This window comes from Lacrimispora sp. (assembly GCF_032078915.1).
Lineage (GTDB): Bacteria > Bacillota > Clostridia > Lachnospirales > Lachnospiraceae > Lacrimispora.
Genome location: NZ_DAMAUN010000029.1, coordinates 1 through 19,935, shown reverse-complemented (window position 1 = coordinate 19,935; position 19,935 = coordinate 1). Strand labels below are relative to the sequence as shown.

At 45.4% G+C, this 19,935-nt stretch carries 17 protein-coding genes; all 17 read left to right on the top strand.

Translation table 11 applies throughout. The features are described from left to right. The first annotated feature begins 291 nt into the window (after positions 1-291). Positions 292-1,521, top strand: a complete 1,230-nt coding sequence (gene allC / locus RT269_RS13100) for an allantoate deiminase (RefSeq protein WP_313183208.1) — start codon at positions 292-294, stop codon at positions 1,519-1,521. Between the two features lie 17 nt (positions 1,522-1,538). Beyond that, positions 1,539-2,792, top strand: coding sequence for an MFS transporter (locus RT269_RS13095; RefSeq protein WP_313183206.1), 1,254 nt, complete (start codon positions 1,539-1,541; stop codon positions 2,790-2,792). A gap of 24 nt (positions 2,793-2,816) precedes the next feature. Next, positions 2,817-3,608 (top strand): (S)-ureidoglycine aminohydrolase, encoded by a 792-nt coding sequence (allE, locus tag RT269_RS13090; RefSeq protein WP_313183205.1) that lies wholly within the window; start codon positions 2,817-2,819, stop codon positions 3,606-3,608. 32 nt (positions 3,609-3,640) lie between these two features. Next, positions 3,641-4,690 (top strand): ureidoglycolate dehydrogenase, encoded by a 1,050-nt coding sequence (gene allD, locus RT269_RS13085; RefSeq protein WP_313183203.1) that lies wholly within the window; start codon positions 3,641-3,643, stop codon positions 4,688-4,690. Positions 4,691-4,728: 38 nt separating this feature from the next. Next, positions 4,729-6,495 carry an acyl-CoA synthetase FdrA gene (gene fdrA / locus RT269_RS13080; RefSeq protein ID WP_313183202.1) on the top strand — a complete coding sequence of 589 codons (1,767 nt, stop codon included), beginning with the start codon at positions 4,729-4,731 and terminating at the stop codon, positions 6,493-6,495. 40 nt (positions 6,496-6,535) lie between these two features. Further along, entirely contained in the window at positions 6,536-7,801 is a 1,266-nt protein-coding gene (locus RT269_RS13075; RefSeq protein ID WP_313183200.1) for a DUF1116 domain-containing protein, read from the top strand. Then, on the top strand, positions 7,773-8,654 hold the full coding sequence (locus RT269_RS13070) for a DUF2877 domain-containing protein (RefSeq protein ID WP_313183199.1): 882 nt from the start codon (positions 7,773-7,775) through the stop codon (positions 8,652-8,654). The genes RT269_RS13075 and RT269_RS13070 overlap by 29 nt, the downstream gene beginning before the upstream one ends. Positions 8,655-8,668: 14 nt before the next feature. After that, positions 8,669-9,889 (top strand): dicarboxylate/amino acid:cation symporter, encoded by a 1,221-nt coding sequence (locus tag RT269_RS13065; protein WP_313183198.1) that lies wholly within the window; start codon positions 8,669-8,671, stop codon positions 9,887-9,889. A 141-nt stretch (positions 9,890-10,030) separates the two neighbouring features. Continuing rightward, entirely contained in the window at positions 10,031-11,662 is a 1,632-nt protein-coding gene (locus RT269_RS13060) for a PucR family transcriptional regulator (RefSeq protein WP_313183196.1), read from the top strand. 237 nt (positions 11,663-11,899) lie between these two features. After that, complete coding sequence (locus RT269_RS13055; protein ID WP_313183194.1) at positions 11,900-12,208, top strand: PTS fructose transporter subunit IIB; 309 nt, start codon at positions 11,900-11,902, stop codon at positions 12,206-12,208. A gap of 45 nt (positions 12,209-12,253) precedes the next feature. Then, entirely contained in the window at positions 12,254-13,360 is a 1,107-nt protein-coding gene (locus RT269_RS13050; protein WP_313183193.1) for a PTS fructose transporter subunit IIC, read from the top strand. 133 nt (positions 13,361-13,493) lie between these two features. Beyond that, entirely contained in the window at positions 13,494-14,378 is an 885-nt protein-coding gene (locus tag RT269_RS13045; protein ID WP_313183192.1) for a class II fructose-bisphosphate aldolase, read from the top strand. A 24-nt stretch (positions 14,379-14,402) separates the two neighbouring features. After that, positions 14,403-16,364, top strand: coding sequence for a BglG family transcription antiterminator (locus tag RT269_RS13040; RefSeq protein WP_313183190.1), 1,962 nt, complete (start codon positions 14,403-14,405; stop codon positions 16,362-16,364). 13 nt (positions 16,365-16,377) lie between these two features. Then, complete coding sequence (locus RT269_RS13035; RefSeq protein WP_313183189.1) at positions 16,378-16,827, top strand: PTS sugar transporter subunit IIA; 450 nt, start codon at positions 16,378-16,380, stop codon at positions 16,825-16,827. Positions 16,828-16,850: 23 nt separating this feature from the next. Further along, positions 16,851-17,846, top strand: coding sequence for an aldo/keto reductase (locus RT269_RS13030; protein WP_313183187.1), 996 nt, complete (start codon positions 16,851-16,853; stop codon positions 17,844-17,846). A gap of 32 nt (positions 17,847-17,878) precedes the next feature. Then, positions 17,879-18,562 carry an RpiB/LacA/LacB family sugar-phosphate isomerase gene (locus RT269_RS13025; RefSeq protein WP_313183186.1) on the top strand — a complete coding sequence of 228 codons (684 nt, stop codon included), beginning with the start codon at positions 17,879-17,881 and terminating at the stop codon, positions 18,560-18,562. 165 nt (positions 18,563-18,727) lie between these two features. After that, positions 18,728-19,935 (top strand): 6-phospho-beta-glucosidase (locus RT269_RS13020; RefSeq protein WP_313183184.1); only part of this gene is annotated, 1,208 nt, incomplete at its 3' end.

Sequence of the window (19,935 nt, the reverse complement as noted above, 5' to 3'; positions counted from 1 at the left end):
AGCTCCACCCTGCATGAGATGGTATTCTTGACAATTGATGAGGCATACAAGCTAAAAACATGTATTTTCCATTTTTTATAGGTGTATAAATTGCTAAATAAAATTAATGAGATTAAAAAATAATTAAAAACATTGTTAATTAAATGTCTAGTAAAACGTAAATCATTGTGCGAATCATACAAAAATTAAAAAACGGATTATCTGGTTTGGATGATGTATTGTAAGAAAAATTTCTTTAAAATAAAACCATGGATTCGAATCGATAGAAAAAAGATTCAGGAGGTAGCACAAATGGATATTTCCGTCAATGAGATCATGGAAGCATTGGACTGGATGTCCTCTTATGGGAAAAACCAAACAGGAGGAATGACCAGGCTCCTTTATTCCAAGAGCTGGCTGGAGGTGCAGTTAGCTTTAAAGGAAAAATTTGAGCAGATAGGTATGGAAACCAGGTTTGACGAAGTGGGGAATTTATATGGAAGGATTATTGGAACGGAACCGGAATCCGGTACCATTGCCACTGGTTCTCATGTGGATACGGTAGTGAATGGAGGGAGCTTAGACGGTCAGCTTGGAATTTTCGGAGGATACTTAGCTGTTAAGAACCTTTTTGAAAACCATGGAAGGCCGAAAAAGAATCTGGAGGTCATTTCCATGGCAGAAGAGGAGGGAAGCAGATTCCCCTATGTTTTCTGGGGAAGCAAAAACTTATTTGGCCTGGCAAAAAAAGAAGAGGTCGAAAATCTCACAGATTCAGAAGGAATCAAATTCGTGGATGCCATGCATGAGTGCGGGTTTGATTTTAAAAAGGATCCCGGCGGTACCATGAACGATGTAAAAGCATTTATTGAGCTGCATATCGAGCAGGGAAATACCCTTGAGATGGAAGGGAAATCCGTAGGAGTGATCACTGGAATCGTAGGGCAGAGAAGATATAACATCACCTTAAAAGGTGAAGCAAACCATGCAGGCACAACTCTCATGAAATACAGAAAGGATGTAATCCAGGTATTTTCTGAAATCGTATATGATTCCTTACATAAAGCCAGAATCATAGGGGACCCGTTGGTTTTAACCTTTGGAAAAATAGAAGTAAAACCCAATACCGTAAACGTGGTCCCTGGAGAAGCTTTGTTCACCATGGATTGCCGCCATACGGATCAGGCTCTTTTAAAAAGCATGACTACCGAGCTGGAAGAAAACATGAAGCATATCGCAAAAAAACATGGGGTGGAAATAGATTTAGACTTATGGATGGATGAGAAGCCTGTTCCAATGAATGATGAAATGATCCGGCTCATAGAGAAGGTTTGCAGGGAAAAAGGCTTGAATTACCGGATGATGCACAGCGGCGCAGGCCATGATTCCCAGATCATAGCGCCCCGGATTCCTACCGGCATGCTTTTTGTCCCAAGCATTAAGGGAATCAGCCATAATCCGGCAGAACGGACAGAACTATCGGATTTGAAGCAGGGAATTGAGGCATTAACGTTATCTCTGTATGAATTATCATATCAATAGGAAAAGTGAGGGGCATTATGGGAGATCAAAGTTTAGCAAAACAACTGCCAAAGGATTATTGGAAGACAATCGTATTTACCTTCTGTTTAGGCTGGGTAGTCATCTGGATCTACCGGTCCATGCTGTCACCCATCTATTCGGAGATCCAGGGGACAGTCGGGCAGCATTCCAACACGGCAATGGGACTCATAGCAAGCTGTTATTTCTTTGGATATACATCGTTACAGATACCATCCGGGTTCTTAGTAGACAGATTCGGACAGAAAAAGGTTCTCATACCAGGCTTTCTCCTCTTTGCGATAGGAGCCTTCAGCATTGCCATGTCAAGATCCCTTAATACGATTTACATTGGCAGCGTTTGCGCAGGAATAGGCTGCGGAACGTATTACGGCGCTGCCTTTTCCTTAACAGCGGAACACGTGCCGCCTGAGAAAAAGGGAATTTCCACAGCGATTGTCAACAGCGGTTCCGCTCTGGGGCTGATCCTGGGAATGACAGGTTCCAGCTTTATCGTTAAGACCCTGCATCTGCCCTGGCAGACAATGGTGACGATTTCAGGCAGCCTCATCGTACTTTTAGTTATCTGGTTTGCCATTGCGATCAAGGACAGGGGAAGGCACCATGACATTCAGAAAGAAAATAAAGGAAAGACAGAAGATGCAGTTTCAGGAACAGAGAAAACGGTTTCTTTGCTTTCACTTAACATGATTTCCTGCTACATACTGTATTTTTCCACTTGTTATGCCTATTATCTGATTGTAACCTGGCTTCCCAAGTTCTTAGAGTCAGAGAGGGGGATCACCGGTGGAATGATTGGCCTTGTTGTTTCCATGATATCGGTTACGGCAGTACCGGGAGCGCTGTTCTTTGCAGGACTGTCCGATAAGTTCAGAGAAAAAAAGGCGCTGATCATCATTGGCTTAGAGCTTTCCGCATTTGTGCTGGTGGCATTATCCATGTCAATGCCCAATGCGTTATCCCTGACCATCATTTTACTGTTGTATGGGTTCCTTGGCAAGATGGCCGTTGATCCTGTCCTCATATCCTATGTGTCAGACAGAGCCAATAAAAAGAACATGGCAACCACTCTTGGACTGTTCAACTTTTTCGGAATGTCCTCATCCATTATCGCACCGGCGGTAACAGGATTTATTATAGATAAAACCGGATCAGGCACCGCAGGCTTTTATATCGGAGCATTGCTGCTGATCTTAGGAACCATACTATTCCTGATATTTAATGCAAGGACATTTTTCAGTAAAGCTAAATAATTACAAAATAAAGGAGAAATTATCATGAGCTATCTAAATCACATAACAGGGTACCGGGAAGACATTTTATCAAGCCGTTCCATCGTAAAAAGGGGGAACTTCGCATTAATAGAACCGGATGGCCTGGTGAAAAATGTGGTACCTGGATTTGAACAATGCGCAGTTACTATTTTAGCTTCCCCTAAACTGGGAGCTTCCTTCGTAGATTATCTGGTAACCATTGAACAGGGCGGAGGCCATCCAAAGGGATTTGGAGGAGAAGGGATCGAAGTATTCCTCTATATTCTGGAAGGGAGGGTAAAGGTGAAAAATGAAGATAAGGAAGAAGAGCTGACAGAAGGCGGTTACATTTATTCTCCTGAGGGAAATAAGGTGAGCTTTGAAAATGTAGGAGATGCCCAGGCAAGAGCATTTTTATATAAGAGGCGCTATCACAGGATCGAGGGACACCAGGCCTATACGGTCTGCGGAAATATAGGAGATGTGCCGTTTACTCCATATGAGGGAATGGAAGATGTGGGAGTTAAGGACTTTCTGCCGTCAGCAGCTGATATTGGATTTGATATGAACTTTCATATCTTAAGCTTTAAGCCCGGGGCATGCCATGGCTATATTGAAACCCATATCCAGGAGCATGGCGCTTATATCTATTCAGGGGAAGGAATGTACAACCTGGATAATCACTGGATTCCTGTTAAAAAGGGTGACTATCTGTTTATGGGTGCTTATAGCCTGCAGGCTGCATATGGAGTAGGACGAAAAGAAGAATTTGCCTATGTGTATTCAAAAGACTGCAACAGGGATGCAGAGCTATAAAAAAATATAACCGAAGAAAGGTTGCATATCTTATGAGATTAACAGAAGGACAATTACATGAATTGATCAGCAATAAGCTTCAAAAGGCAGGGCTTACCAAGGAACACGGGGATATTACCGCAGATATCCTTACATGGTCTGATGCAAGAGGGATCCATTCCCACGGAGCTGTCAGAGTAGAGTATTATTCGGAACGGATAGCAAAAGGCGGTATCACCATTCATCCGGAATTTAAATTCGAGAAAACAGGCCCGGCAAGCGGAATATTCCATGGAGACAATGGCTCAGGCTATGCAGCGGCAGTGCTTTCCATGAAAGAAGCCATTAAAATGGCGAAGGAAACAGGGGTTGCAGTGGTTGGAGCCAAGCATATTTCCCACAGCGGCAGCTTGGGATATTATGTGGAGATGGCTGCGGACGAAAATCTGGTTTCCATCTCCATGTGCCAGTCAGACCCAATGGCAGTTCCTTACGGAGGATCAGAACCTTACTATGGAACCAATCCCATTGCCTTTGGAGCTCCGGGAGCTGATGGCAGAAATATCATATTTGATATGGCGACTACGGTTCAGGCCTGGGGAAAGGTACTGTATGCCAGGTCTAAGAAGGAACCCATTCCAAGCACCTGGGCAGTGGATGTCAACGGCAACCCCACAACCGATTCCACCTTAGTGAATGCCCTTGTCCCTATTGCAGGCGCGAAAGGATATGGACTGATGATGATGGTGGATGTGCTGTCAGGCATCCTTTTGGGCCTGCCTTTTGGAAAACATGTAAGCAGCATGTATGAAGACTTATCAAAAGGCAGAGATCTGGGGCAGCTTCATATTGTACTGGATCCAAATAAATTTGTAGGTCTGGATCGATTTAAAGAAAACATAACCACTACCATGGAGGAACTGGCCGCTATTAAGCCGGCAGAAGGTTTTGAAAAGGTGTGCTATCCGGGAGAACGGGGCCTTTTAAGAAAGGCCGGTTATGACAAGGATGGGATAGAAATCGTAGATGATATCTATCAATATTTGATCAGTGAAGATATCCATTACAACCGCTACGACCACAAGAACAAATTTGCTGAGTAAGAACACCCAATGATTTTAGTTAAAAGGAGAATCGTAACATGATTAAAACGATAATTCGCAAAGGAAGTTATCAGGATTCCGTGGTTCTTATGCTGCTGACAAATAAAATTTCCTCCATGCCGGGAATACATAAAGTCTCCATTATGATGGCAACACCCGCCAACAAAGACTTATTTAAGGCAAGCGGTCTGGAGACTCCTGATTTAATGGAAGCCCAGTCCAATGATATGGCGATAGTGGTAGATGTGGAATCAGAGGAGATCATCGGGCAGGTTTTAAAAGAGGTGGAGGAATTTCTAAACAATCAGTCCAAAAGCTCCTCCGGAAATGAAGAAAAACACATCGTATCCTCCTGGGAACAGGCTCTTAAAAGAATGCCGGATGCCAATCTGGCGGTTCTGTCCATACCTGGCATGTATGCGGCGGCTGAGGCCGACAGGGTACTTGATGAGAATTTAAATGTATTTATTTTCAGCGATAATGTATCAAAAAAGGATGAAATATATCTGAAACAAAAGGCTCATGAAAAAGGTCTTCTGGTCATGGGACCGGATTGCGGGACTGGTATTATCAAGGGGGTTCCCATCGCCTTTACCAACCATGTCAGGATGGGAAAGATCGGAGTCATCGGGGCTTCCGGAACAGGAATCCAGGAGGTTACCACCATCATTGACCAATCAGGGGAAGGGGTGGCAAATGCCATCGGCACAGGCGGCCGGGATTTATCGGGGGAAGTAGGCGGAATTACCATGCTTGATGCCATTGACGCCATGGAAAAGGATCCCCAGGTAGAGGTGGTAGTCATCCTGTCAAAACCTCCGGCAAAGGAAGTAAGAGATGTGATTGTAAACAGGCTTTGGGATTATGAAAAGCCTGTGGTGACCCTTTTCCTTGGGGAGAAGCCGGAGATACATGAGGAGAATTTCTACCATGCCTACACCCTGGATGAAGCAGCCAGGATCGCGGTTTCTTTAGTAAGAAAGGAAGAGATCACAAAGGATACATGGAAGCCGGAGGTAAAGGAAGGATTTAAAAAGGAAGACCATAAAACCATAAAAGGCTATTATTCCGGAGGAACTCTGGCGGCGGAGGCTGTAATGCTCATAAAGGATACCATTGGCATTCCCGGAGCAGGAGGAAAACAGGAAGGCTGTCTGCTCAATACACAGGGCTATACCGTCATAGATCTGGGAGATGACATCTATACCGTGGGAAAACCGCATCCCATGATCGACCCTGCAAACAGGATCGCATGCATGAAGCAGGCCCTGGGGGAAGAGCAGACAGGAGTCATTCTGTTCGATCTGGTACTGGGATATGGTTCTCATGAGGATATGGCTGGAGCTCTTGTTCCGGGGATCCTGGATATGATGGAACAGGTGAAAAAGCAGGGGCGAAGGGTTTACTTTGTAGCGGCTATTTGCGGAACCAGAGGGGATATGCAGAATTATGATCTGCAGAAGAAAAAACTGGAAGATATCGGTGTCATACTTTGTACCAGCAATAAAAGAGCGGTGGAAACAGCTCTCGCCCTGATCGGCCATCCTTACGTGGAGAAGGAAAAAACGATTCTTCCCAGGGAAAAGATGAAGGCAGATAAGGATCATGCCGTATCCGAAAGGGTTATGGAATTGCTTGGGCAAAAACCCAGAGTCATCAATATCGGACTGAAAGGTTTTGCCGATGTACTGGAAGATTTCTCATGTAAGGTCGTGCAGTATCAATGGACGCCGCCTGCAGGAGGGGATTTAGAGATGATCAAAGCCCTGCAGTATTTAAGAGGTTACAAGTTTTCCGGGCAGTAGGAATCGGTAAAGAGACTTATGTGGATATTAGGAGGTTCTTATGTTGTACAATACAATCGACGATGCAAATCAGGCGGTCATACAGAAAATAATCCTTGCTTCACCGGTTTTATTGGATGTGGTACCGGCTAAAACCGTAATTAAAGAATTAAATCAGGGAAAGGTACTTCTCCATGCAGGACCGCCTATCCGGTGGGAAAATATGACCAGCCCTATGAAAGGCTCCTGTATTGGTGCCGTCCTGTTTGAAAAATGGGCAGATGCCAGGGAGGAAGCAGTGAAGCTTCTTAGTCAGGGGGAAGTAGATTTTATTCCATGTCACCATGTGGATGCCGTAGGACCCATGGGAGGCATCACCTCTGCCAACATGCCCGTATTCGTAGTAGAAAACACCACCGATGGAAATAAGGCCTTCTGCTCCATGAATGAGGGGATTGGCAAGGTCTTAAGGTTCGGTGCATACTCCCAAGAGGTGATCTTAAGATTAGGCTGGATGAGGGATGTACTGGGGCCGGTGCTTTCTCTGGCACTCAGGGAGTTTGAAAAGGGGCTTGCTATTAATCCCATGATCGCAAAGGCCATTGCCATGGGAGATGAATTTCATCAAAGGAATATCGCAGCTTCCCTTCTATTTTTAAAAGAAATGTCCCCAGCCATATCAGGTCTTTCCATAGAAGAGGAGAAGAAAAAAGAAGTCATTCAGTTTCTGGCTGACACGGATCAGTTCTTCTTAAATATTATGATGGCAGCTGCCAAGGCGGTAATGGATGGGGCGCGCAGGATCACAGAAGGAACCATAGTGACAGCAATGTGCAGAAATGGAGAAAACTTTGGGATCAGGATCAGCGGCATGAAGGATGAGTGGTTCACAGCTCCTGTAAACACTCCCCAGGGCCTTTACTTTACGGGATATTCCGGAGAGGATGCCAGTCCGGATATAGGAGACAGTGCCATCACGGAAACCTTTGGCGTAGGTGGCATGGCTATGATCGCAGCACCTGCTGTTACCAGGTTTGTAGGAACCGGCGGCTTTCAGGACGCCCTTCGAATCAGCAATGAAATGCTGGAGATTGTCATTGGCCAGAATCCTAATTTCTCCATTCCTACATGGAATTTCCAGGGAACCTGCCTGGGCATCGATGCGAGAAAGGTAGTAGAAACAGGGATCACTCCTGTGATCAATACGGGAATCGCCCATAAGGAAGCCGGTGTGGGGCAGATAGGAGCGGGAACCGTTCATCCGCCTTTGGAGTGTTTCCAAAAAGCAGTGAGGGCTTATGCAAAAAAACTGGGATATAAAGGGTAAAGATATGAGAAGCTTATCAGCAAAGCTGGCAGCGTCAGAGCTGTTTGAAGCATTAAAAGAAGATGAAGCTTATAGAATCCACAGCCAATTTGAGAGCGGATGCAATCTGGCGCTTCCTCCGTTCCTTTGCTTTATTGGAAATAAAAACGAAGCCCTGGTTCCATATGGTATTTTATTAGACAAGGAGGATCTGCCTGTATACCTGGAACAGGCAGCCTCCTCCGGCTGTTTCCGGTGGAATGAGGAGGAAAGGACCCTGTATTCGGATTCCATCCGGCTTTGCCTGAAAAATACACGGATATACAGCAGCGTTATCCAGAAAAAGGATTATTCCATAGACCGTGAAGGGCTTTCCATGTTTGAGGGGCACATTGATTGGGATCTTCCTACAGGATTTGGGGAATCCATAGGCTCTTTTTTGATGACAGAGAAAAAAGAAGTGGAGGAATTATATCAGGTATTTTTAAAACCCAAGGAAGAGGCTGAAAAAACGATAAAAAGATGGATCGGAAGAGGGAGGGGCCTGACGCCTTCGGGTGATGACTTTCTTATGGGGCTTCTATATATGGACAGAATTTGCCCTATATTGGAAATGCCTTTTCTTCAGGGCTTAAAGACACTCATTGACCATCAATACACCACGGATATCAGCGGACATTATTATCATTGTGCATTGGAAGGGTATTTTAATTATGTAATGGTGGAACTGTTGGACGCCTTGATTCAAAAGAATTCTCCGCAAATGAAGAGGTGTATAGACAGGATAAAGATGATAGGCTCTACCTCCGGCTGCGATATGTTGTTAGGAATGGCAGCAGGGGTCAATTTTATCAAAGGTGAAGCAAACATATAATGGGAGGTCCGTGAATGAAAAAAATGAAATTATCAATGACAGTGCAGATCATGATTGGAATGGCTGCAGGACTGCTGCTTGGAATCGGTCTGGGGGATAAGGTGAAGGATATCAAGCTGATCGGAGATATTTTCCTGCGTCTCATTCAAATGTCTGTTGTGGTAATGATCATGGGGGCGGTCACTGAATCAGTGGCTAATTTGGATCCTAAAGAATTGGGGAGATTTGGGATAAAGATGCTGTTCTGGTTTCTGCTGACCACGGTACTGGCGGCTGCAGCAGGAGCAGCTTTGGGCCAATTCTTTTTGCCTGGAAAAGGACTTTTTCTCCCTGCCTCCGACCAGATTGTTCCGACGTCAGATAAGGGGCTTTATAACATCATTCTTGATTTTTTACCCAGCAATATCGTTCAATCCATGGCAAACTCCAATATGATCCAGGTAATTATATTCTCCGTATTATTCGGTGCTTCTCTTGGATCCTGCCGAGAAAAAAAGGGGAGCAGCCAGCTTATGGGAGTCATAAAAGAATTTAATGAAGTAATATTGGGAATTGTACATAAGGTCATGAACCTGGCTCCTTTGGGGATCGGTGCCCTGTTAGCCTATACCGCGGGTACAACAGGTATTAAGGTCATTCTGCCATTGATCAGGTTTCTTCTAATATTCGGGTGTGGCTCTCTCTTGTATCTGGTCCTTATAATCATATTTGCCTCCTTTTACTGTAAAACCAATCCGTTTAATGTTGGAAAAAAGCTGTTCAATATGACAATCGTAGCATTTACGACAACCTCTTCCGCAGTTACCCTTCCCACGAAGATGGAGGACAGTGAGAAGAAACTGGGAGTCAGCAAGAAAATCTCAGGTATCGTAAACCCTCTGGGAATGACTTTGAACAGCAATGGCTTATCCATGTTTCTTGCCCTGGCATGTATTACGGTTTCGCAGATTTATGGGATTCCCCTTCCCATGTCCCAGTTAGTACGTGTGATAGTTTTGTCAACGTTAGCCTGCCTGGGAACGGTGGCAGTGCCTGGAGGAGGCCTGGTGGCACTGGCGGTTGTAATTCCCGCACTTGGGCTTCCACTGGAAAGCATTGCTTTCTTATCCAGCATTGACTGGTTTTCCGGGATGTTCCGCACCATATTGAATGTGGATATTGACGCCTTGGTTGCCATGATGATAGCAAAGGATGAAAAGGAACTGGATTACGGGATTTTAAACGGAAATCAATAATCAGAGGATTTAATCATAAATGCCGGATTGCCAGGCTGGCAGGGACATAGTATAATGAGCGCAGGTGAGAAGAATGTGCCTGCACATTCTGCGAACGGTGAAAGGCGATAAACGATTCCGAATGTAAAAGAGGGGCATAATATGACCGTTGGGAAATTACTGGAAGAACCAATATTTCAAAATCTAAAGGTGCTGAATAAAAAGGCTGATTTAAGCAAAGAGATTTTCACGGTTGAGTCTACGGAAACGCCGGATGTTGCGTCTTATTTACCTGAGAATACGTTACTTATTACTACTGGGATGGCGTTTAAGGAGAACCAGACCGGATTATGTGAGTTTATTCTCAGCCTGGATCGTCTGCCCTGTGCAGGGCTAGCCATTAAGCTGGGGCGTTTTATCGACCATCTGGAGCCGGAGGTTATCGACCTTGCGGACCAGCTGGGATTTCCGCTGATTCAGATTCCCTATCATATGACATTGGGTGAGGTCTTTCAGCAGTTATTGGCTTATATCTGGGATAACCAGAACGCAGAACTGACCTTTGCCTTAAACACGCAGAAGAAATTCTCTGCATTGCTTCTTCAGGGAGCTTCCATGAGTGTTATGATGAACAACTTAGGGCTTGTCATTAAGAAGCCGGCCGCATTATTAAATCCCTTTGGTGAAGTAGAGGCTGCGACCCATACGTGTCAAAAGGAATATTTAAAGGCGGCACAAAATCTGTTCTATGATCTGTCACTTTATGAGAGAAGAGCGGACAGTTTTGAGAATTTCATTTTTGTGTCAAAGATAAAGGAAAAGGTTTGTATCTATCCCATTCAGACGGTGGGAAAAAATCCTTATTATCTTTACATCTATGGCGGCGAGGGAAAAGAAGATACCTTGTCTGGCATGGTGATCGAACAGTTGGTGCTGGTGTTTGGCATCTTTCTATATAAGAACCTGTATGTAAGATGCAATCCATTAAAGCAAAAGGAAGGGATTTTGCATATCCTTGTCAATAAATATAAGAAAGAGCGATGGTCCTCTGCCCAGCTATACACAGTAGGGGAGAAATATGGGTTAAAGCCGGCTGCCGGTTATAAGATAATCCTGGCAACCCTGGAGCCGTTTGGAGGAAGAGAGTTTGATTTCCTGAATTTATCCCACAGGGAGGAACGGTACATCTTAATCTATGACTGGCTTAGCAGGAAGCTGCAGGAGAAATTCCATGGGGATATCATCATATTTCCGGAGACCCTGACGTACCAGTATATTTTGCTGATACAGGGAAATTACAGAGAGTTGGAGAAGGTTCTGGAGGAATACCACGAGGCTTTGATGCATTTTTTACAGGTCTCTGTCACGTTCTCCTTTGGAAATGGCGTGATGGAGCTGGAAAACATCGGAAATTCCTATATTACGGCATTGGAAAGCTATCAGTACGGGGAAGAGAAGGAGAATATTCCCTATATTAAATATTTCAAATCAACCGATGCCAATGAACTGTTTAAAATGGTGTCCAGTGAGCAGATCAAAGGATACTGCTTATACCATTTAAAAAGCCTGACGAATCCTGAAGATGAGATGACATTGGAGCTTAGGAGGACACTTAAGATGTATCTGGACTGCAGATGCAGTATCACTGAGACGGCCAATCATATGTTTCTTCACAGGAATACCATTAAATACCGGATCAAAAAATGCGAAGAAATTCTCGGCAGGGAAATTGTTGATGCCAATTACTGCTTTCAATTGCAGTTAAGTCTGGTGCTGTTAGAACAGAATGAATGAAAACGGCTCTTGATTGTACGATTTTAGCAGTCGCTGCCTGTTCCAGTCTGAATGAGAACAAAACGGATAAAAAGGGAAACGCCCTGCAGAAAGTTTTAAAGCCTGCAGGGCGTTTTTGTATCTTACCCATTTGAAACAAACAAAAATTTACCGTAACATTATGCCGCTTTTCATTTACCGTTGACTTCATTTAAGTGATAAAGTTAATATAACCTAAAGAAAGTGAGGAGGAAGTGTATGAAGATTTTAGCCATCACGGCATGTACGGCAGGAATCGCCCATACGTACATTGCCAAGGAAAAGCTGGAAAATGCAGCAAAGGAGCTGGGAGACTATATCAAGGTGGAGACCCAGGGCTCCATTGGGGTGGAAGATGAGCTTACCCCTGAGGATATCCGGGAAGCGGATGTGATTTTGATTTCCGCGGATATCCGGGTAAACAAAGACCGTTTTGCAGGAAAACCGGTCGTGGAGATTCCGATCAGCATGGTAATGAAATCTCCAAAAGGGGTAATTTCAAAGATCCACGAAAAATTGGGGAAGTAGCTGGAACGCAGCAAAGAAAAGAATATGGAGAAAGAGGGGAATACAATGGCAAGGCAAAAACTTGATATTAAAAAACATGTAATGACTGGAATTTCTTATATGATTCCTATTGTTGTATGCGGGGGAATTCTTTGTGCACTGGCAAAGGGGTTTGGCGGATATGATATCGGCAGTGCAGTAGAGGCAGGGGCAACACCATTTACAAACTTAAATCCCTTTTCCTGGATCGGCTTTTGGTGGGGAGTGAATAAGCTAGGTTCCGTAGCAATGGATTTTGCGGTAGCTGTGATGACGGCTGGTGTGGCCTATTCCATAGCGGGGAGGCCTGGAATCGTGCCTGGTATTGTGATCGGCTACTGTTCGTCGGGGTCTAAGGCAGGATTCCTGGGGGGATTACTCATGGCCTTTATCATCGGATATTTTGTAAACTGGATGAAGACCTGGAAGCTTCCCAAATGGTGTGTAGGACTGATGCCGGTTATGTTCATACCGGTGATATCGACCGTGGTATGCGGCATGATTTTCCTCTGTGTGTTCTCAATTCCACTTTCCTTTATTATGAATGTGTTCCAGCAGTGGATCATCTCCTTAAACGGAGGAGCAAAGGCTGTGATCGGTGGGGTTATCGGCGCTTGTATGGGATTTGATATGGGCGGCCCCATTAACAAGACTGCTTCCATGGCGGCTAACGCTTTGGGAACAGATGGGATTAACGGTCCTATGGCTGCCAAGATCATCGGAGGTATGACCCCTCCGATCGGAATATTTATCGCAACCTTATTAAGGAAGAACAGGTTCTCAAAAGTGGAACTGGAAACTGCTAAAACGGCGCTTCCCATGGGCCTTTGCTTTATTACGGAAGGTGTTCTTCCCTTTGCGGCAGCGGATCCTGCAAGAGTGATCCCAAGCAGCATGATCGGTTCTGCTGTGGCCGGTGCCATTGCAGTAGGCATGGGCTGCGAGTCAGTAGCAGGTCATGGAGGTATATTCGTAGTTCCCATGATGAAGAATCCCCTGTGGTTTTTGATTGCACTGGTTATTGGGTCTTTGGTGACGGGAGTGATCTATGCAGTTCTTAAGCGTCCTTTAGACGAACAGGTGGAAAAGGAAGAGGAAGAACTTGACTTTGATCTGGATATTAATATCCAGTAAGACTTAAGGATAATATGGAACGCCCTGCGGGCATACCTTTACACCCGATGCCCGGTGGTGCGGGGCACGCTGTAAAGCGGGGTGGGCTCTGCTCAGAAAACATGGGCATAATTATGGAAAGGAAGAGGAAAGCATGCTAGTATCAATGAAAGCCATCCTTGATGATGCAAATAAAAATTACTACGGAGTTATGGCGATGAACAGCATTAATATAGAGATGGCCAGGGCGGGAATTATGGCAGCGGAAGAGGAGCATTCTCCCATTATCATGCAGTTTGGACCTGGACAGATGAAAAATCATGCCCATGCGGAAGAAATGCTTCCGGTGATAAGGGAGCTGGCGGCAAGGGTCCATGTACCGGTTGCCTTAAATCTTGACCATGGTTCTGATTTTTACACCATTGCGGACTGCATCAACCGTGGATTTACCAATGTTATGTACGATGGTTCCTCCCTGCCTTATGAAGAGAATGTGAAGCGCACGGCAATCATCACTGCTCTTGCGCACGGCATGGGCTGTTCCGTAGAAGGGGAACTGGGACATGTGGGCCAGGCAGACCACGAAGACGATTCGGATACGGATTTGTATACCGATCCTGACCTGGCAATGGATTTTGTGGAAAAGACAGGTATCGATGCTTTGGCTGTGGCAATTGGCACGGCTCATGGGGCTTATCCCAAGGGAAAGATACCGAAGCTGGATTTTGAACGGCTTCATCTGTTAAAAGAAACGTTAAACATGCCATTGGTACTTCACGGCGGCTCCGGTTCCGGAGAAGAAAATTTAAGAAAGGCAGTAGCCGGAGGCATCAATAAGATCAATGTATGCACGGATGCCTTTGAAGCAGGAAAGAAGGCCATGCTTATGGAGATCGGGCAGAATCCTGAGTCCGACTATATGCATCTTTGTATGGCGGCCGAAGCAGGGATCAAACAGTTTGTAAAGGATTATATGAAGGTGATCGGCTCCAGCGGAAGATATATTTATGGAGCAGCAAAGCAGGCAGGAAATGAGTAATTCCTAAAGGATAGGGGTGTTTACTTGAAGGAAGATAAGATCGCATTATATAACAATAAAATATTGCAGTGCCTGATAAACGGAGAAACTTACACCATACTGCAGCTTGCCGATAATGTGGGATTATCTGAAAAAACGGTGAGGACCCGTATGAAACAGCTTGATGGATGGCTGGAGGCGGAAGGGCTTGGCAAAATAGAAAAAAGGCAGGGAACCGGGATATGGCTGGAGCTTGACGGCAGGCAGAGAAAGATCCTGGAAAGCCGTCTGGAGCAGGAGGAAGATCCTGCCGGGGATTTGGATAACCGGAATATACAGCTTATGGGCAAGCTTCTCAAAATGAAGCCCGGAGAAGTCGTGACCCTTCAGCAGCTGGCAGACAGCCTCTATTTAAGCCCTCCCACCGTCAGCAATCTGCTGAAAGATATAAGGTCATGGTTTGAGGAACGGAACATAAAAATAACAGCCGTACGGAACAAAGGCATATGCCTGATAGGGAAAGAGTACAGCTTCCGGATTGCAATCAAGGACTATATGCTGGATATGCTGCCGGAGATCATGGAGGCGCTCTTTGGAACTTATGCACCGGGGGTAGATGCGGCCCGCATCCGGCGCATGATCGTGGAAGCGGAAAACGCCTGGCGAATCGAGCTGGCCGACCATTCCTTTAAGATGGTATGGATCATGACCTGCCTGTCCATTTCCAGAAAAGGTCTTGACGATGGTCTTCTTTCCAGCAATATGCAGGAGGAAAACATCCAGCGCTACAATGAATATTCCTTTGCCGAATCCATTTACCAGAGGATCGGAAGGGAATATAAAGTTGACTTAACAGAGGATGATACCGTTCTTCTGGCGGTGCTGCTGCTTTCGGCTAAAAAACTGAAAACGTTTACCGATGTCAGTGACGAAGATTATGCCATGCAGTATGATAGAAATCTGGAGCACTTTGTAAAACTGGTGATCGAAACCATTGGTGACTTACTGGAAGCGGACCTTTCCGGGGACCAGATGCTGTATGAAGGCCTGTTGATCCATATGAGGTCGGCCATATTCCGGATGAAGTATTCCACGGTTGCGGGAGACAGCATAAGCAAGTATGTCAGGAACGAATACAAGCAGACCTTTTTAGCTGCCTGGTCAACCAGCAGTTTGTTTGAGGAGTATTACGATGTACAGGTGACAGAGGATGAACTGGCAGGAATCGCACTTTATATCCAGGCTGCCATAATCCGCAGAAAAAAGGGGAGACCCCTGACCGCTCTGCTGGTGAGCCAGAGGGGCATGGCTGCCTGCCAGCTTTCCATTGAGATGATTAAATACAGCATTCCTGAGATCACGGACGTACAGGCGGTCAGCCGCCATGATTTTAAATTGTCCCTTCATCCGGAAACGGATATCATTATCAATGGATCCGGCCTGGATTTAGAGGATTCCAGGGTGGTTACAGTGGAAGACCGCATAAGCGAAAAGGAAATTGAGATCATACGGCGGAAGGCCGCCCAGGTTTCCAGGCTGAGGAATAAACCGGATTTCCAGTTTAACAGTTTATGCCACCAGTTGTTTGAGGTCGATTTAATCCTGGTAAGGCCTCAGGTCAGGGATAAGGACCAGCTGATCACCATGATGGTGAAGCGGCTGGAAGAAAAGGGAGATGTGACTCAGAATTATCTGGAAAGTGTATTTGACAGGGAAAGGGCTACAACCACTAGTATCGGCAGAGGCATCGCCATTCCTCATGGAAACATGGCAGAGGTGAATGAAGCCCGCATTGTGGTGGCTATTTTAGATAAACCGGTCAAATGGCATGAGGATATGGTTGATACCATATTCCTTCTTGCAACAAAAATGACGTCAAAATTTGAGATAAAAAGGACAAAGCAGTTTTATAAAGATTTTCTGCTGCTTACTGAGAATGACGACAACATGGAGGCAATGAAACGGCTGGAGTCATCTTTAGAAGTCTATCAGTATTTTATCAAGTAAGGGGAGAAACAAGATGGCAGTAAAAGAGATTCTGGATAAGAGAGTCATTGATTTAAAGATGAAAGCAGGTAATAAGGATGAGGTGATCCGCCATCTGGCAGGCCTCTTAAAGAAGGCGGGATACGTAGAGGATCTGGAAGGCTACATTAAGGATGTATATTTAAGGGAAGAGGAAGGAATCACAGGGATCGGAGGACATGTGGCCATTCCCCACGGTAAATCCGATTTTGTGGATAAGGTTGGGATTGCAGTGGGCAGAACGGAGCGGATGGTGGAATGGGAGTCCTACGACGAGGAGCCTGCGGACCTTTTCTTCCTTTTTGCAGTGCCCTCCGATAGCGAAGGAGCCAAAGACCATCTTCGCCTGATTGCGGAACTGGCGGGTAAGCTTGGAAATGAGGCCATCATGGGAAAACTGCAGGCTGCGTCTACTTATGAAGATTTACTGGACGCATTTTCATGAAGGAAGAACATGGAGGTTTGATTATGGAAATGAGAGAGATAGGAAAATCAGGAATCAGGACCAATGCTCTTGCCCTGGGCTGCTGGGCGATCGGAGGCGGAGAATGGTGGGGGACCAATGACGATGAAATGTCGGTGAAAACCATCTTAAGAGGACTGGAACTGGGGATCAACTGGATTGATACTGCCAGGGTTTACGGCTTTGGACACAGTGAGGAAGTCATCGGGCAGGCGTTAAAGCAGACGGACCGCAGCCGTGTCATCCTTTCCACCAAATGCGGGCTCCAGTGGTATGACCATGGTGGGGAGGTGCATTTTACAAAAGAAGGCAATACCGTGAGCAGGGATCTGTCCCCCAAGGCCATACGGAGGGATTTGGAACTGAGCTTAAAAGCCCTGGGAACGGATTATATTGATGTATATTACACGCACTGGCAATGCAAAACCTATGGGAAGGTACCTGTGGCTGATACCATGGGAGAACTTTTGAGGATGAAGGAAGAGGGAAAGATCCGGGCCATCGGTGCTTCCAACGTGGATTTAACGGTCCTTAAGGATTATGCAGCCGCAGGGGAGCTGGATGTGATCCAGGAAAAATTAAGCATCCTGGACAGGAAAACGGAAGCAGACCTCCTTCCTTTCTGCGAAGCAAATGGGATCACCCTTCAGACCTATTCTCCCATAGAACAGGGACTTCTCGCCGGGAAAGCCCCGGATGATTATATACCAAAAAAGGGAGAAGTCCGGGACGGAAAAACCTGGTGGAAGCAGGAAAATATCAGGACAGCAAATGAGATGCTGGCGGGCTGGAAGGACTTAACGGATAAGTATCAGTGCAGCCTTGCAAACCTGTGCATCAAGTGGAATTCCATGGTTTCTCCTAATATCAACGTGCTTTGCGGAGCCAGGAAGCTGTCCCAGATCGAGGATACCGCAATGTCCATGGACATTCCTATGTCTCAGGAGGATTTTTTGAGGATGAGAAGGGATGCGGACAAGGCCATAGGAAAACAGGTGTAGAAAAATAAACAGACGGAGAGGAATGGAAATAAATGAAACTTGCATTATTAAATGAATTCAGTCAGTCGCCTAAGAACGGGATTATATTAAAGGAGTTAAAATCAGCAGCAGAGCCAATGGGTTATCAGGTATATAATGCAGCTATGGAAAAACCACTGTCAGACCAGGATGTGCCTGAGGCATATACCAGGGAAAATCCCAGGCTTACTTATTTGCATTTAGGCATCCAGGCAGCCCTTCTTTTAAACTCAGGGGCGGTTGATTTTGTAGTCACCGGTTGCGGCACCGGACAGGGGGCATTGATGTCCTTGAATATGTATCCGGGAGTTGTGTGCGGCTATTGCATAGAACCTACGGATGCCTATCTGTTTTTGCAGATCAATAACGGAAATGCTCTGTCCCTTCCTTTTGCCAAGGGCTTTGGCTGGGGAGCGGAGCTTAACTTAAATAATATTTTTACCAGGGCATTTGGTTCCCCAAAGGGAATGGGATACCCGGAAGGCAGGAAAGAGGCGCAGAACAGGAATGCCAACCTTCTTTTCGAGGTAAAAAAACAGGTAGCAAAACCACTTCTGGAGGCTCTTAAATCCCTGGATCCCCAGATGGTAAAGGAATGCATGATCCCAAGATTCCTGGATTGCTTTTATGAGGGATGTAAGGATGAAGAAATCAAGGCTTTTGTGGACAAGATGGTTGCGGAAGCAAATGGAAATTAACCTCATGAGTTCACTCCATATGAAGTGATTCCTGGAGAAAAAATACAAGGTGTCTTTTACAAGAAACATGTACCTAAACGGTTTGTTATGTTACTGGATGGGCCGCCTCTGTTTTCTTGCTCCCTTTTTTGTATTATAATTTTTATATAAGAAGGAGGGCTTTATATGAACAAAAAAATTAAGATTGTAACCATTGGAGGCGGTTCCAGTTACACTCCTGAATTAATGGAAGGGTTTATTAAGAGAAAAGACGACCTTCCCATAAAAGAAATCTGGCTGGTTGATATTGAAGCAGGAAAAGAAAAGCTTGAGATTGTAGGGAATCTGGCAAAGCGTATGGTGAAGGCCGCAGGACTTGACTGGGAGATCCACCTGACATTAGACCGTCGGGAAGCCCTTAAAGGTGCAGATTTTGTCACGACTCAGTTTCGTGTCGGCTTGCTGGATGCACGTATCAAGGATGAAAGGATCCCATTATCCCACGGAATCCTGGGCCAGGAAACCAATGGCGCCGGAGGCATGTTCAAAGCGTTCCGTACCATTCCAGTCATTTTAGATATTGTAGAGGACATGAAAGAGTTGTGTCCCGATGCATGGCTTGTTAATTTTACAAATCCATCCGGCATGGTTACAGAGGCTGTTATGCGCTATGGCAGCTGGAATAAGGTGGTAGGTCTATGTAATGTTCCCATTCTATGCAGAAAGATTGCAGCAGGAGCTTTAAAGGAGAACGAGGAGAATCTGTTCTTCCGTTTTGGAGGCCTGAATCATTTTCACTGGCACAGGGTATGGGACAAAGCCGGTGGGGAAAGGACCAATGAGGTACTTGAAACGGCTTATACCAGTGTTGAAAATATGAAAAATGCGCTGAAAAGCTTTACAAGCGCTAATTCAGGAGTGCAGAACATTCCAAACATTTCGTTTTTACCGGAACAGATTTTAAATCTTGGAATTATCCCCTGTATGTACCACAGATATTATTATATTACAGATGACATGCTGAAGGAAGAATTGGAAGCCTTTGCAAAGGGTGAGACCCGCGCCGAGCTTGTAAAACGTACCGAGGCTGAATTGTTTGAACTGTATAAGGATCCGAATCTGAGCATAAAACCGCCGCAGTTAGAAAAGCGGGGCGGAGCTTTTTATTCTGATGCTGCCTGCGAATTAATTAATTCCATCTATAATGATAAGCGTACCCATATGGTAGTCAGCACGAGAAATAATGGAGCCATTTCAGATCTGCCCGATGACGTGGTAGTGGAAGTAAGCAGCATCATAACATCAGGCGGTCCGGTTCCGATCTCCTGGGGTTCCTTTGAACCCTCCTGCAGAGGACTGCTGCAGTTAATGAAAGACATGGAATTAACGACCAT

What these genes read in the sequence shown, in the direction of transcription:
- RT269_RS13055 (WP_313183194.1), top strand. Translation starts at nt 11,900, where the DNA reads ATGAAGATTTTAGCCATCACGGCATGTACGGCAGGAATCGCCCATACG.
- RT269_RS13070 (WP_313183199.1), top strand. Translation starts at nt 7,773, where the DNA reads ATGCAAAAAAACTGGGATATAAAGGGTAAAGATATGAGAAGCTTATCA.
- RT269_RS13030 (WP_313183187.1), top strand. Translation starts at nt 16,851, where the DNA reads ATGGAAATGAGAGAGATAGGAAAATCAGGAATCAGGACCAATGCTCTT.
- RT269_RS13060 (WP_313183196.1), top strand. Translation starts at nt 10,031, where the DNA reads ATGACCGTTGGGAAATTACTGGAAGAACCAATATTTCAAAATCTAAAG.
- RT269_RS13095 (WP_313183206.1), top strand. Translation starts at nt 1,539, where the DNA reads ATGGGAGATCAAAGTTTAGCAAAACAACTGCCAAAGGATTATTGGAAG.
- allD (WP_313183203.1), top strand. Translation starts at nt 3,641, where the DNA reads ATGAGATTAACAGAAGGACAATTACATGAATTGATCAGCAATAAGCTT.
- allE (WP_313183205.1), top strand. Translation starts at nt 2,817, where the DNA reads ATGAGCTATCTAAATCACATAACAGGGTACCGGGAAGACATTTTATCA.
- RT269_RS13050 (WP_313183193.1), top strand. Translation starts at nt 12,254, where the DNA reads ATGGCAAGGCAAAAACTTGATATTAAAAAACATGTAATGACTGGAATT.
- RT269_RS13035 (WP_313183189.1), top strand. Translation starts at nt 16,378, where the DNA reads ATGGCAGTAAAAGAGATTCTGGATAAGAGAGTCATTGATTTAAAGATG.
- RT269_RS13065 (WP_313183198.1), top strand. Translation starts at nt 8,669, where the DNA reads ATGAAAAAAATGAAATTATCAATGACAGTGCAGATCATGATTGGAATG.
- RT269_RS13045 (WP_313183192.1), top strand. Translation starts at nt 13,494, where the DNA reads ATGCTAGTATCAATGAAAGCCATCCTTGATGATGCAAATAAAAATTAC.
- allC (WP_313183208.1), top strand. Translation starts at nt 292, where the DNA reads ATGGATATTTCCGTCAATGAGATCATGGAAGCATTGGACTGGATGTCC.
- RT269_RS13025 (WP_313183186.1), top strand. Translation starts at nt 17,879, where the DNA reads ATGAAACTTGCATTATTAAATGAATTCAGTCAGTCGCCTAAGAACGGG.
- fdrA (WP_313183202.1), top strand. Translation starts at nt 4,729, where the DNA reads ATGATTAAAACGATAATTCGCAAAGGAAGTTATCAGGATTCCGTGGTT.
- RT269_RS13075 (WP_313183200.1), top strand. Translation starts at nt 6,536, where the DNA reads ATGTTGTACAATACAATCGACGATGCAAATCAGGCGGTCATACAGAAA.